Annotated in this window: 10 protein-coding genes and 1 tRNA gene; all 11 read left to right on the plus strand. The window is 61.0% G+C overall.

Annotation, left to right across the window (positions count from 1 at the left end; all coding sequences use genetic code 11):
• Positions 1-15: 15 nt before the first annotated feature.
• The 11 genes from QRN38_RS17375 (at position 16) to QRN38_RS17425 (ending at position 14,453) form a co-directional block, all read left to right on the plus strand.
• The gene (locus QRN38_RS17375) at positions 16-831 is read left to right on the plus strand and encodes an ABC transporter permease (RefSeq protein WP_057418230.1); all 816 of its coding nucleotides are present in this window, start codon (positions 16-18) and stop codon (positions 829-831) included.
• On the plus strand, positions 828-1,610 hold the full coding sequence (locus QRN38_RS17380) for an ABC transporter ATP-binding protein (protein WP_007246818.1): 783 nt from the start codon (positions 828-830) through the stop codon (positions 1,608-1,610). Before QRN38_RS17375 ends, QRN38_RS17380 begins: the two co-directional genes overlap by 4 nt.
• Positions 1,607-2,332, plus strand: coding sequence for an urea amidolyase associated protein UAAP1 (locus tag QRN38_RS17385; protein ID WP_005764729.1), 726 nt, complete (start codon positions 1,607-1,609; stop codon positions 2,330-2,332). Before QRN38_RS17380 ends, QRN38_RS17385 begins: the two co-directional genes overlap by 4 nt.
• 11 nt (positions 2,333-2,343) lie before the next feature.
• Positions 2,344-2,961 (plus strand): urea amidolyase associated protein UAAP2, encoded by a 618-nt coding sequence (locus tag QRN38_RS17390; RefSeq protein ID WP_019333530.1) that lies wholly within the window; start codon positions 2,344-2,346, stop codon positions 2,959-2,961.
• A 109-nt stretch (positions 2,962-3,070) separates the two neighbouring features.
• Positions 3,071-6,751 (plus strand): urea carboxylase, encoded by a 3,681-nt coding sequence (gene uca, locus QRN38_RS17395; RefSeq protein ID WP_057418231.1) that lies wholly within the window; start codon positions 3,071-3,073, stop codon positions 6,749-6,751.
• Between the two features lie 35 nt (positions 6,752-6,786).
• Positions 6,787-8,601 carry an allophanate hydrolase gene (gene atzF / locus QRN38_RS17400; RefSeq protein WP_057418232.1) on the plus strand — a complete coding sequence of 605 codons (1,815 nt, stop codon included), beginning with the start codon at positions 6,787-6,789 and terminating at the stop codon, positions 8,599-8,601.
• A gap of 110 nt (positions 8,602-8,711) precedes the next feature.
• On the plus strand, positions 8,712-12,047 hold the full coding sequence (locus tag QRN38_RS17405) for a dermonecrotic toxin domain-containing protein (protein WP_057418233.1): 3,336 nt from the start codon (positions 8,712-8,714) through the stop codon (positions 12,045-12,047).
• A gap of 7 nt (positions 12,048-12,054) precedes the next feature.
• Positions 12,055-12,288, plus strand: a complete 234-nt coding sequence (locus QRN38_RS17410; protein ID WP_005764716.1) for a cysteine-rich CWC family protein — start codon at positions 12,055-12,057, stop codon at positions 12,286-12,288.
• A 59-nt stretch (positions 12,289-12,347) separates the two neighbouring features.
• A complete protein-coding gene (locus QRN38_RS17415) occupies positions 12,348-13,040 on the plus strand; it encodes a 16S rRNA pseudouridine(516) synthase (RefSeq protein ID WP_005764714.1) in 693 nt (230 codons plus the stop codon).
• Positions 13,041-13,336: 296 nt separating this feature from the next.
• The gene (locus tag QRN38_RS17420) at positions 13,337-14,221 is read left to right on the plus strand and encodes an alpha/beta fold hydrolase (RefSeq protein WP_007246824.1); all 885 of its coding nucleotides are present in this window, start codon (positions 13,337-13,339) and stop codon (positions 14,219-14,221) included.
• 158 nt (positions 14,222-14,379) lie between these two features.
• A tRNA-Gly gene (locus QRN38_RS17425) sits at positions 14,380-14,453 on the plus strand.
• Positions 14,454-14,626 lie beyond the last annotated feature (173 nt).

Below are 14,626 nucleotides of genomic sequence, written 5' to 3' on the forward strand. Positions count from 1 at the left end.
AAAAAGGTCATTGCCATGCGCTTGATAAACCGCCATCCGGATCGCGCCGGTCGCCTGATTCTGGTGATCCTGCCGTTCGCCCTGTTGCTGTTCGCCTATTTCATGGGCTCGGCCACCCGGCTTGCGGAAAACCCCACCGACAAACTGCTGCCCAGCGCTGTGCAGATGGCCGATGCGGTCAACCGCATGGCGTTTACCGCAGACACGCGAACCGGCGACTACCTGTTGTGGCAAGACTCGGCATCGAGCCTCAAGCGTCTGGCCATCGGCCTGGGAATCAGCGCGCTGTTGGGTCTGTGTCTGGGCATTGCGTCGGGCATTCTGCCACTGTTCGGTGCACCGCTGTCGCCCTTGCTGACGGTGCTGTCGATGGTGCCGCCGCTGGCAATCCTGCCTATTCTTTTCATTGTCTTCGGCCTGGGTGAGCTGTCGAAAGTGATGCTGATCGTGATCGGTATCACGCCGATTCTGGCCCGTGATCTGGAACAGCGCGCCCGGGAGATTCCGATCGAACTGCTGATCAAGGCCCAGACACTGGGCGCGTCGACGTGGACGCTGATTCTGCGGGTGGTCCTGCCGCAACTGCTACCGCGCCTGTTGATCGCCCTGCGCCTGGTGCTGGGTTCGGCATGGCTGTTTCTGATCGCCGCCGAGGCCATTGCCTCAACGGACGGTCTGGGCTACCGGATCTTTCTGGTCCGCCGGTACCTGGCGATGGACGTGATTCTGCCTTACGTGGTGTGGATCACCCTGCTTGCCTGGCTAATGGACTGGGGCCTCAAAGCCCTGACCCGCCGCGCGTTCCCCTGGTACGAAGGAGCCCGCGCATGAGCTTTATCTGTGTGCGCAATGTCTGGCAGCAATACGACGACCAAGTGGTGCTTGAGGGCCTGAATCTGGACGTGGCCGAAGGCGAGTTCTGCACGCTGGTCGGCGCATCGGGCTGCGGAAAATCCACTTTCCTGCGCTTGTTGCTGGGTCAGGAAACGCCCAGTCGCGGCCTGATCACGCTGGACGGCAAGGCCCTGCGCGATGAGCCGGACGCGAGCCGTGGTGTGGTCTTCCAGCGCTATTCGGTGTTTCCGCACCTGTCAGTGCTGGACAACGTGGCGCTGGGCCTGGAACTGCCCCGGGCGTCCTGGTCAGGCCGTCTGTTCGGTCGGGCCAAACGCGAGGCACGCCAGCAGGCCGCGCAACTGTTGGGAAAAGTCGGCCTGGGCCACGCGCTGGACAAGTACCCGACGCAGTTGTCCGGTGGCATGCAACAACGGCTGGCGATCGCTCAGGCACTGATCATGAAACCCCGCGTGCTGTTGCTGGATGAACCCTTCGGCGCGCTCGACCCCGGCATTCGCAAGGACATGCACCACCTGCTGCTGGAGTTGTGGCGCGAGACGAAACTGACGGTGTTCATGGTCACCCACGACCTGTCCGAAGGCTTCAACCTCGGCACCCGTCTGCTGGTGTTCGACAAGGTCCGCCACGACCCGCACGAGCCCGGTGCGTATGGCGCGCGCATCACTTACGACATCCCCCTCAACAGCGAACGCCGCGCCGAACGCGCCGCCATCGATTCGCTGCTTACCGTTTCAGAGGAGCCCGTTCAATGACTGACTCGACCACCCTTTACCCGGTTTTTGCCGAAGAACTGCTGCCCGGTGGCGGCCACCGCTCTTTCATCCTCAAGCGCGGCGAGCTGCTGCGTCTGACTGACCTGAACGGCAATGCCAACGTCAGCCTGACGCTGCTCAACGCTCACGAAAAAACCGAGCGGCTGAACCTGCCCGACAGCCTCAAATGTCAGCACACGGCCAAATTGAGCAACGGCCACTGCCTGTATTCGGACATGGGCCGCGTGCTGGCCGCCATCGTCACTGACACCTGCGGCTGGAGCGACAGCATAGGTGGCGTGCTCAACGCTCAGGAAGTCGCTGAAAAATACGGCCAGGGCCGCTATCAGGAACTGCGCAATGGCTTCTTTCGCAACGGCGTCGACAACCTGCTGGTCGAGCTGGGCAAATGGGGCTTGGGCCTGTCGGACCTGTTGATGACACTCAACCTGTTCAGCCGCGTCGATGTCAGCGAAACGGGCACGCTGCATTTTGCCCCGAACAACTCGAAAGCCGGTGACTACATCGAGCTGTATGCGCCGATGGACACGCTGGTGGTGCTGACCGCGCTGCAACACCCGATGGACCCCAACCCTGACTACGTGCCGCAACCGCTCACGCTCAGCTGGATGAAAGCCGACGCCAGCGTCGCCGAGCACTGCCGCACCTCGCGCCCGGAAAACGAGCGCGGTTTCATCAACACCGACCGCCTGTTCGCTTGAGGAGCCCTGTCATGAACTCACATAATCATCATTGCTGCGACGCGACCATTGCGGCAGGTGAGCCTTTTCTGGCCGAAGTGAAGGCCGGGCAAACCGTGCGCATTCTCGACCTGGAGGGCAATCAGGCCGTCGACACGCTGTTTTTCAGCCTCGCCAACCCGCGCGAACGCTATGACGTGCAGCGCACCTTGCGCCGTCAGAATAGCGTTTACCTGACCACCGGCAGCGTGCTGTTTTCCAACCTCGGCCGGCCAATGCTGACCATCATCGATGACACCTGCGGTCGCCACGACACGTTGGGCGGCGCGTGTGCACAAGAGAGCAACACCGTGCGTTACGCCCTGGAAAAACGCTACATGCACAGCTGCCGCGACAACTACCTGCGCGCCTGCCTGCACGACGGTCGCCTGACCAAGGCCGACATCGGCCCCAATATCAATTTCTTCATGAACGTGCCGGTGACCGCCGACGGCGGCCTGACCTTTGAAGACGGTATTTCTGCGCCCGGCAAATACGTTGAGTTGCGTGCCGAGATGGACGTGATCGTGCTGATCTCCAACTGCCCGCAATTGAATAATCCGTGCAACGGCTACAACCCGACGCCTGCACAGTTGCTGATTCGCGACTGACCCGGCAAGCGTCCTCAGCAACGGACGACCGTTGCGTAGATAGATCAATAGCGGGACGGCCCGCTTCCCACCACGAAACCGAGCGCGGCTGGGTTTCCGGGGTTATGCCATGTTCGACAAACTGCTGATCGCCAACCGTGGCGCCATTGCCTGCCGCATTCTGCGGACCCTGCGCACTTTGCAGGTCAAAGGTGTGGCCGTGTATTGCGAAGCTGACGCTGCCAGCTTGCACCTGATGCAGGCCGACGAAGCCCACAGCCTGGGCGAAGGCGGCGCGGCCGGGACGTATCTGGCGGTGGACAAAATCCTCGCCATCGCCAAAGCCAGCGGCGCCAATGCCATTCATCCGGGTTACGGCTTTCTCTCCGAAAATGCTGCATTTGCCCAGGCCTGCGAAGACGCCGGTATCGCCTTCGTCGGCCCGACGCCCGAGCAACTGCGGGTGTTTGGCCTCAAGCACACGGCCCGCGCGCTGGCCCGACAACACGGCGTGCCGCTGCTGGAAGGCACCGAACTGCTCGACAGCCTGGAATCGGCCATCGCCGCAGCGCGTGATATCGGCTATCCGGTCATGCTCAAAAGCACGGCGGGCGGCGGCGGTATCGGCATGCGCGTGTGCCGCAGTGCCGAGGAGCTGGCGGACTCGTTCGAGGCCGTCAAACGCCTCGGCCAGAACAATTTCAGCGACGCGGGCGTGTTCATCGAGAAATACATCCAGCGCGCCCGCCATCTGGAAGTGCAGGTGTTCGGCGACGGCCAGGGCGAGGTGCTGGCCCTGGGCGTGCGCGACTGCTCGGTGCAGCGCCGCAACCAGAAAGTACTGGAAGAAACCCCGGCCCCGAACCTGCCGGAGGGCATGGCCGATGAGCTGTGCGCGGCGGCGATCAAGCTGGCCAAAGCGGTCAATTATCGCAGCGCCGGGACCGTCGAGTTTGTGTTCGACAGTGAAGACCAGCGCTTCTATTTTCTGGAAGTGAACACGCGCCTGCAGGTCGAGCACGGCGTTACCGAACAGGTGTGGGGCGTCGATCTGGTCGGCTGGATGGTGCAACTGGCTGCCGGTGATCTGCCGCCGCTCAGTCAGTTGCAGGCCAGCTTGCAACCGGTCGGCCATGCCATTCAGGCGCGACTGTATGCCGAAGACCCAGGCCGCGATTTCCAGCCCTGCCCCGGCCTGCTGACCGCAGTGAATTTTCCGCCTGCTGATGGGCATGCGCTGCGCATCGATACCTGGGTCGAAGCCGGTTGCGAAATACCGCCGTATTTCGACCCGATGATCGCCAAGCTGATCAGCTGGGCGCCCACCCGCGATCAAGCCAGCGCCGGGCTGGCTACCGCGCTTCAGCAGACGCGCCTGTATGGCGTAGAGACCAACCGAGACTACCTGCGTCAAATCATCGATGACGCGCCCTTCGCCGGTGGTCAGCCGTGGACGCGTTGCCTGGAAGGTCTGGTGTATCGCGCCGATACGTTCGAGGTGTTAAGCGGCGGCACGCAAACCAGCGTTCAGGATTATCCCGGCCGGCTGGGCTACTGGGCGGTCGGTGTACCGCCGTCCGGTCCGATGGACAGCCGCGCCTTGCGTCAGGGCAACCGGCTGCTGGGCAACGCAGAGGGCTGCGCCGCGCTGGAAATCACCATGAGCGGGCCGCTGCTGCGCTTCAACACAGACGCGGTGATCGCCGTGACCGGCGCGCATATTCCAATCACGCTGGATGGCGAGTCCTGCGCCATGAACACCGCGTTGCTGGTGCGTGCAGGTTCGACCCTTGCGCTGGGCACCATTGCCGGGGCGGGTGTACGCAGTTACCTGTGCGTGCGTGGCGGGCTGGACGTGCCGGATTATCTGGGCAGCAAAAGCACCTTTACCCTTGGCCAGTTCGGCGGTCATGGCGGTCGGGCCTTACGCGCGGGTGATGTGCTGCATATCGCGCGGTTGGTTGATCGCACTGCCGGGCAAAAAATCGCCGATGAACAACTCGACGCGCTGCAAGACGTTCGCCAGATTCGAGTGATCTACGGCCCGCACGCCGCGCCGGAATACTTCACCGAAAGCTATATCGAGACGTTCTTTGCGACCGACTGGGAAGTGCATTTCAACTCCAGCCGCACCGGCGTGCGCCTGATCGGCCCCAAGCCTGAATGGGTCCGCGCGGACGGTGGTGAGGCGGGTCTGCATCCGTCCAACATCCACGACAACCCGTATGCCATTGGCGCGGTGGATTTTACGGGCGACATGCCGGTCATCCTCGGCCCGGACGGCCCGAGCCTGGGCGGTTTCGTTTGCCCGGTGACCATCATCGAAGCGGACTTGTGGCAGTTGGGACAGTTGAAGGCCGGGGACAAGGTCAGGTTTTATCCAGTGAGTGTCGAGGCATGTCATGCAGCAATGAACTCACAAGGCCCGCTCCCACAAGGTCCGCTTAACACCAGTGGGAGCGGACTTGTCCGCGAAGGCACTATTCCAGACACAGAAAATGCATCGGATGTACCGGCCTCTTCGCGAGCAAGCTCGCTCCCACACAAGGTAGCCAGCCTGCCCAGCCCGATCATTCTCGACATCGGTCAGGGCGACAAACGCCTCGTTGCGCGGCTGTCCGGCGACACTCACCTGCTGCTGGAAATCGGCGCGCCCGAGCTGGATCTGGTGCTGCGGCTGCGCGGCCATGCGTTGATGCTGGCGCTGGAAGCCAAGGCGCTGGCAGGGGTGATCGACCTGACGCCGGGCATTCGCTCGCTGCAAGTCCACTATCGCCCCGAGCAACTGCCGCTTGATCAAATGCTCGTCATTATTGCTGGCGAATGGGACGCCGTGTGTGCAGCGAAAGACCTGCAAGTCGCTTCACGCATTGTCCATCTGCCACTGTCCTGGGACGATCCGGCCTGCCAGCTGGCCATCGAGAAATACATGACCACCGTGCGCAAGGACGCGCCGTGGTGCCCGAGCAATCTGGAGTTCATCCGGCGCATCAACGACCTGCCCAACCTCAACGAAGTGCAACGCACGGTGTTCGACGCCAGCTATCTGGTCATGGGCCTGGGCGATGTGTATCTGGGCGCGCCGGTTGCCACCCCGCTGGACCCGCGTCACCGTCTGGTGACCACCAAGTACAACCCGGCGCGCACCTGGACTGCCGAAAACTCGGTCGGCATCGGTGGTGCCTATATGTGTGTGTATGGCATGGAAGGCCCCGGCGGTTATCAATTTGTCGGGCGCACGTTGCAGATGTGGAATCGCTACCGCGAAGTCGCAGCCTTTGAAGGCAAACCGTGGCTGTTGCGCTTCTTCGATCAGATCCGCTTCTACCCGGTCAGCGCCGACGAACTGCTGCGCATTCGCCGCGATTTTCCGCTGGGCCGTTTTGCGCTGAACATCGAACACAGCACTCTGAACCTGGCCGATTACCAGACCTTTCTGACCCGTGAAGCTGACGGCATCGCGGCGTTCCGCGCTCAACAACAGGGCGCATTCAACGCCGAACGTGAACGCTGGATTGCCAACGGCCAGGCTGATTTCCAAAGCGATGAAGGTGTCGCGCCATACATCGAAGAACTGCCGCTGCAAGCGGGCCAGCAAGGCGTCGAGAGCCACATTGCCGGTAACCTCTGGCAGGTCCAGGTGCAACCCGGCGAGCGTGTCGAAGCAGGCGATGTGCTGGTGATTCTGGAGTCGATGAAGATGGAAATCCCGCTGCTCGCACCGGTCGCAGGCGTGGTGCAGGAAGTGCGGGTGCAACCTGGCTCGGCAGTCCGCGCCGGGCAACGGGTCGTAGTGCTGGCAGCAGACTGAACCGATCAACTTTTCAACTTCGAGGGAATCCTGTCATGAACGACACAGCTCTGCCGAACAACTTGCGTCTGGACACCGTACGCGCCGCCTACCAGGCCGGCCATCTGTCGCCGCGCCAGCTGATTCTGGCCCTGCGGGAAAAGGCCGCTGCGCTCAACCCCGCTTATCACCTGTTCATTCACCTGCTCAGCCCGGCTGAACTTGAGCCTTATCTGGCCGCACTGGAGGGCCGTGACCTCAAGGATCTGCCGCTGTACGGCGTACCTTTCGCGATCAAGGACAACATCGACCTGGCCGGCATTCCAACCACCGCCGCCTGCCCGGATTACGCCTACACGCCAGAGCGCTCGGCTACCATTGTCGAACAACTGATCGCATTGGGCGCAGTGCCAATGGGCAAGACCAATCTCGACCAGTTCGCCACCGGCCTCAATGGCAGTCGCTCGCCCTATGGCGTTTGTCCCAACAGCATTCTTAACGAATATCCGTCCGGCGGTTCAAGCTCCGGCTCTTCGCTGGCGGTCGCGCTGGGGGTCAGCAGTTTCTCGCTGGGCACCGACACCGCAGGCTCGGGGCGAGTGCCTGCAGCGCTGAACAATCTGGTGGGCATGAAAGCCAGCAAGGGCTTGATCTCCACAGCGGGTGTGGTGCCCGCGTGCCGCACGCAGGATTGCGTTTCCACCTTCACCGCCACGGCAAGAGAGGCCAGCCAGTTGCTGGGGTTGGTCGCGAGGTTTGACCCGCGCGACGCGTACAGCCGTCGCAACCCGCAGTGGAACGACGCCTCGGCGTTCGGCGCGCCCCGTCCGTTGCGCTTCGGTGTACCGCGAAGTGAAGACCTGGCGTTTTTCGGCTGCAGCGAAGGGCCGCAGCTGTTCAGCGATGCCATCGAACGCCTCACTGCGCTGGGCGGCGAGGCGGTCACGCTGGACCTGTCGCCCTTTCTGGAAGCTGCACAGCTACTGTACGACGGCCCGTGGGTGGCCGAGCGCTACAGCATCGCCGGGCCATTGATGGAAGAGCATCCAGAGGCTGTATTGCCGGTGATTCGCGATGTACTGGCCAAGGCACCGGGTGTGAACGGGGTCGATACCTTTCGCGCGCAATACCGCCTGCAAGCGTTGAAAGCGCTGTGTGATCAGGCGCTGGAGGGACTGGATTGCGTGATGACACCGAGCATCGGTCGCCCGGTAACCTCGGCAGAACTGCTCGCCGAGCCCGTGCTGCGTAACTCGGAACTGGGTTATTACACCAACTTCGTCAACCTGCTCGATTATGCCGCCATCGCAGTACCCAGCGCCTTCATGAGCAACGGCCTGCCGTGGGGCGTGACGCTGTTCGGGCGGGCGTTCACTGACCAGTATCTGCTCAGTCTCGCCGATGCATTCCAGCGGCAAACCGCCCTGCCGCTGATTGGCGGTGACAGCCCGTTGCTGCCCGCGCCGAGCAATGCCGCCCGCAACGACATGGCCCGGCTGGTGGTCTGCGGCGCGCACCTGGACGGCCTGGCGCTGAACTGGCAGCTCATACAACGCGGTGCCCGCTTGCTGGAGGTCACATACAGCTCAGCCGACTATCAACTTTACGCACTGGCCGGCGGCCCGCCGTTCAGGCCCGGCATGGTGCGGGTGGCCGAGCACGGCGTAGCGATTGCCGTTGAAGTCTGGGAGCTGCCGAGCGCCGAACTGGGCTCGTTCCTGACCGGTATTCCGGCACCGCTCGGCCTGGGCAAAGTGCAACTGGCCGATGGTCGCTGGGAAACCGGCTTCATTTGCGAAACGTCCGGGCTTGAAGGCGCTCGCGATATCAGCCACCTCGGCGGCTGGCGCGCCTACCTGCAACAGCTGTGACCGAACAGGTGGCATGCCTGGGTATGCCACCTGTCTCTCGATAAATAGTTATGCCGTTTGCAGGCACGCCTTCCGACATAGTGAGCATCCATTCACTTTGACCGGCCGTCATGAACCACCCCTGGAATCCGCTTCGCCAAGACACCTTGTTTCAATCCTACTCTTCCCTGCTGGAGCAGCCCGGTATCCTGCGGCCCGAACACGGCAGCGCACGGCAAGATACGCTCAACGCTGCGCGGCCATTTACAGTGCCACCGTTCCCTTTCCCACCGCCTGAAAACCCCACGCCGCTGCTGCCTGAAGAGCGCGAACCTGAAGGGCAGTCTGCGCACATCGAACGCCAACTCAAGGCCTTGCGCGCAAGCCCCGGTTTTAAGCTGATTGCACACTCGGCATTGCTCCTGAAGGCTTGCCAGCTGGACATGGACTTCCCACCGTCCCGACAGCACTACGTTCGCCAACAACTGATCACGCAGCTCACAGAGAAAACCGGCAAGACACTGAACCCCGACACACTGACGATGACCTTCAGCACCGAGAACCACCCCGCTGTGGACGACGATGGGTATGAGCGTTACAGCGCTCGCCTGTCGCTGACCGAGCTGGCTTTGGCTACCTTCGACCCGGCGCTGCTTGTGGCCTTGAATCGCAGCGATATCACTGACATGCCGCTGTCTGACGAGACCCCGTCACTGAGCACCACGCAGGCGTTCAGGTGGGTCAGCGAGCTGCCTCTGGACCGCGATTACAGCGCAATGCTCGAGGCTTTCCGGGCCCGCCATGCAGAGACCTTCCGCGTGTTGTCACGGTTGAGCTTTCTGGACACGCTGGCCCGCCAATACGCTTACCGGCAAATCAGCCTCGATGGCTACGTTCTGGCGCTGGACGCCTTGGGGCTGAGCGAATTTCCTGTCGACGCACAGGCGCTGGAACAAAGCGGGTGCGCGCAAAAATCCGAGGTTCGCGTGTTGTCACTCGGCGGCGAAACCGTGCCGGGCATTTTCCAGATACGCTCGAAAACCACCTCGCATTGCTTCATTCACGTGCTGGGCGCCAAGGGTAAGGTCATCGAATACATCAGCGATGATCCACAACACATGACCGACAGGCTGCTGGCAGCCATGAATGCCTCGGGGTTATACGGCCACCGACTGCATGCCCTTGAGCAGGACGCGCGCCTTGCTGCCGATGCGCGACTGACCACAGAAGACCTGTTCAGTGAGCTGACGCAAGCATTGCTTGCCGAAACGTCGTCCAGTAGCGACACACACTCAGACATAGAACGGCTCACCCCCATCACACGCAGCCTGGCGCTGGCCGGGGCCGTAGACCTCTGGCAGGCAGACGCCAGCATTGTGCAGCAGATACCGGTGGCGTCCAGAATGGCGGCCCAGGTAATGGCAGCGTACCTACAGGAACACCACGGCCTGACGCTCAACCCGGACCATGTGTTTATCGCCTATCAGTCCGGCAGCTCAATCAACCCGCTGGGCAGCCCGCGCAATCCGTCTACGTACGTTCATACGCCGGATGAAAAACCGGTCAGCCTGAGCGAAGCGCTGATGAACAATTATCGCGTTGATTACCCACAAGGCTACCTTGACCGCGATGGTCGCACGGTGGTCTTTCTCGACACCACCGGCAAAGGCGAAAGGGATCAGGGCCAATTGCTCGCAATCCCTGCGCAAGCACTTGAGGGCTACATCAAGGCGTTCGGTTTTCTGTCCTGGATGACGCGGCGCATTGATGAATTCTGGGGGCAGCAGAAGGCAGCAATCGAGCAGACACTCCTGACCACGCTCATCACCCAGGCGTTGATCAGCCTCAAGCGCGGCCATCTCAAGCGCGGCGGCTTTGATCAGGTCGTAGAAGCCCTCGCGACCTCAGCGCGGCCCCCATGGCTGGCACTGGGCTTTTTCGTCCAGGGCGCGCTGATCGATGGCATGACGCATCAATACACCGGGCTGCTGGTCATTGACCAACCGGGCAAACCGAAAGTGCTTTATCAGGCAGGGCATCCTGACGCCTTCATGGAGTTCGCCGATGACAAGGCACTTGAGGGCTATCTGAATCAGAAAACGGCGCAAGCCGATTGGCGCGAGGCCGTGATGCGCTATGTGCCGGTCCGCCATCACCAACGCCTGGACTACCTGTTCAAGCTGTGGGGCAGGGTTCAGGCCCCGAGCCCGCCCGCGTCCATCCTGCGTCCGTGGACCGATGCACTGTATAACCCTGATACACAACAAGCCCTGCACCATTCATTGTGCGAAAAAAGGCTGGAAGGCTCGCCGTTTGCCTTTTTCCACCAACTTCTCAAACAAAACGCACTGGATGATGCCGAAGACAGAATCGTGACATCGGAGCAGGTTTCGCAGGCCTACTGGACCTCGCGCCTGCAGCATTTGCAATGTTTGCTGTTGCCCATGTCGCTGTTGCTGACACCGGCCTTCGTTGCTTCACTGGCGACAGAAATCGGCCTCACCTCACTGAGCATTGCCGCGACCCTTTTGCCGGGCGGTCGCTATGCAGAAAAGAACCAGGCGCTGCTGGCCACGTTATCGCTGGGCTTGATGCAGTTGGGCACGCAAACGCCGAGGTTGCTGCACACGCTGAGCCGAATCGTGAAGCCTGCCGGGCACACCGCGCGGGTGGCTGGCGGATCCCTCAGTGCACCGCGCAGCGTCGCCCGGTTACGCCAGCGGCTCATGAAGCCGCGCCAGACCCGGCTGGAGAAGTTCTTTCACACCGATGCGCTGCTCAAGCGCTGGAGCATGGCCGAGGCTGCATCACCAAGCCTGATACCGGTGCATGCCTGGAAACTGGGCCGCAGGTTTCTGTTGTGGACATCGGACCGCGGCCAGGCGAGAACGCTGGTGGTCAGCACGCACGGGTATTACACGCCGTGGACGGCGACGGTGAAGATCCCCAACGGCTCGGAGATCCGCACCTACGCCCCACATGGCTACGAGTTGGTGGACCCCAAACTGCATCGCATCGTCAACAAGAACGTCCGGCCATTCGCGATCTCCAATACGGCTGCAAACACGCTGATTCAGCCAACGCCACTCTTCGACTCCACGCTGATCACCGACAAGTTCATCGCCGGCACGTCACTGCCCGGCAGGCTGAAAAACTACAGCCTGTCCAAGTTCCAGACCACCACCGATGAGCCCTACGAGGAGATCGCGCGGGTGGTGCGCAACTCGAATGCCTCGCCGCTCAGGGGCTGGCTGCCGCCGACGCCGACGGACGTGCTGACCGTGCGCAACCGCTTCGGCATGACGCCTCCGTCACTGGCTGATCTGTTCAACAGTCTGTCGGTACAAGGCATTCATTACGACCGAATATTGCTGGTGCACTGTCGCTGCGCAGCAATATCGGCAGTGTTGCGCCGCGCCCCGGTCTATCATGCACCCACTACTCCGATCATCCAGCACGGTGCCTGATACCTGTATGACAACCGCCCTGACCGACACCCGCCTATGCCCTGTGTGCGGTTTCAGCAACCAGTGCAGCCTGGCTGACCCGCGCACTGCAGATCAGCCCTGCTGGTGTTTTTCGGAAAACATCGACCCGGCGTTGCTTGCCGCCCTGCCGGAAGACATCCGTAATCAGGCGTGCCTGTGCCCTCGCTGCGCGCTCGGCGTTGTACACAAGCCTGCTTTTGATTCTGGCCAGAGACCGTAGGAGACCCGCCCTCTCACAGAGTAAGATGCGCGTCTCATCCGCTGTGCGTCGCCCTCCTCATGCGCCTTGATCGTTTCCTCAGCAACCTGCCCCGCTTCAACCGCAAGAGCGTGCGTCTGGCACTGGCCAGCGGCAGGGTGCAGGTGGACGGGCAAATCACCACAGACCCGCATTACGACGTGCGTGAATTCAGTTGCGTAGCGTTCGATATGCAAATCCTTCAGCCCGGCAAAGCCGCGCGCTACTTCATGCTGCACAAGCCGCAAGGCTGCGTCAGCGCAACGACCGATGCGCAGCACGCAACAGTGCTCGATTTGCTCGACGAGCCTGACAAACACGAACTGCACATCGCCGGACGACTGGACTTCAACACCACCGGCCTGATGCTGATTACCAACGACGGTCAATGGTCGCGACGGCTGACTCAGCCGCACACCAAAATGCCCAAAGTGTATTACGTCGAGACCGAGCAACTTATCGACGAGCGCTATGCGCTAACATTCGCCGAAGGTCTGTTTTTCTCATTCGAGAACATCATCACACAACCGGCACAACTGACCGTGCTGGGGCCGCGAAGCGCGCGCTTGAGCATCATCGAAGGCCGTTACCATCAAGTGAAACGGATGTTCGGTCACTTCGACAATAAAGTGTTGCAACTGCACCGGGAAAGCATCGGCGCGTTGATCCTCGACCCGGCCCTGCCACCCGGCGGCTACCGCTCGCTGCAGGCTGCGGAAATAGCCCTGTTTTAGAAAGTCACAGCCGTTCGGCGGAATAGCAAAACAACTCACGAACCGTGCTGGCGGATTATGGATTCGACTGCTTGACTGCAAGTGTCAGCCCTTATGCGACTGACGCGTCCATCTATTATTCCAAGAAACTCTTTGTCGTATCGAGCCGCTGACTCGCGACAAATTGCCCGCCAATAACAATACCTGTCGAACAGTTTATCGGATCGACATGGGCCTTTAATCACTATCGCCTGCCTGTCACGAAAACCGTGCAACGTCATATGCACGCTTACCTGTTTACGCCAGGAGTTACACCTATGTCGCCAGAAAAAGCAGTGCTGGACATACAAGGACAGTTTCGGGTTTATACCGAGCTCTATCGCACCGATGATGCCGCCGCAAAGACCATCATTCTGGTCAACGGCTCACTGGCCACCACCGCATCGTTTGCACAGACCGTGCGTAACCTTCACCCCACATTCAACGTGGTGCTTTATGACCAGCCCTACTCGGGCAGGTCCAAACCCCACAACCTGCACGGCGCACCACTGACCCGCGAAGAAGAAGGCCAGCTCCTGCTGGAGCTGATCGACCATTTCAACGCCGAGCACGTGCTGTCGTTCTCCTGGGGTGGCGCTGCGACACTGGTTGCCTTGGCGCATCGGCCGAAACGGATCGAAAGCGCAGTCATCAGCTCGTTCTCGCCCGTCATCAACGGCCCCATGCGCGACTACCTGGACAAGGGCCTCGACCATCTGGCCACACACAGTCGTTATGACATGGGCCACCTGATCAACGACACCATCGGCAAACACCTGCCGTCGCTGTTCAAGCGCTTCAACTACCGCCACGTCAGCACCCTCGACGGTCATGAGTATGACCAGATGCACTACCACTTCAGCCAGATTCTGGAGCTTGACCCGGACAACTACCTGACGGCAGGCCAGCAGATCAAAGCCCCGGTCCTGTTCATCAACGGCGCCTGGGACGAATACACCTCCGCCAGCGACGCCACACAGTTCTCCCGATACCTGCAGAACTGCAGCTTCAGCACCATCGAAGCCACCGGTCATTTTCTGGACATGGAACACAAAGCCGCCTGCAACGACTCAAAACAGGCGCTGATGCAATTCCTGCAACCGGGGGAAGCTTCATGCGTTGTTTATAGAGGGGTTCACGACCATCGTGCGCTCGCCTTCTGAAATCACACAAGAGAACCATCGCTGGCGCGCGGCAGTCAGAGGCTGGCGGGTGGTTTTCTTTGCGGCAATCGGCAGGGAAAGCGCTGCGGGGAGAAATTAGCGCTTCAAATCGAGGCAGGGTTCTGGTACAAAGTCAGCCGCTCAGAGCAGCTCTCAGAGCGGGTATAGTTTAGTGGTAAAACGAAAGCTTCCCAAGCTTTAGTTGAGGGTTCGATTCCCTCTACCCGCTCCACTTCAACTTTCCACTGACGTCCACCCAGCGCCAAGGAACGTTGTAAGTGACTGATATGGTTCTGAATTACCCCTCTTCTTCAGTCCAGTGACGTCCAGCGAAATCCACTGACTACCGGTGCAAATCGGTACGTTTTGCGGTAAAAAATGCGGTGAACACCCGTTCCGCATTGT

The sequence above is a fragment of the Pseudomonas sp. CFBP2511 genome, assembly GCF_030209255.1.
GTDB lineage: Bacteria > Pseudomonadota > Gammaproteobacteria > Pseudomonadales > Pseudomonadaceae > Aquipseudomonas > Aquipseudomonas avellanae.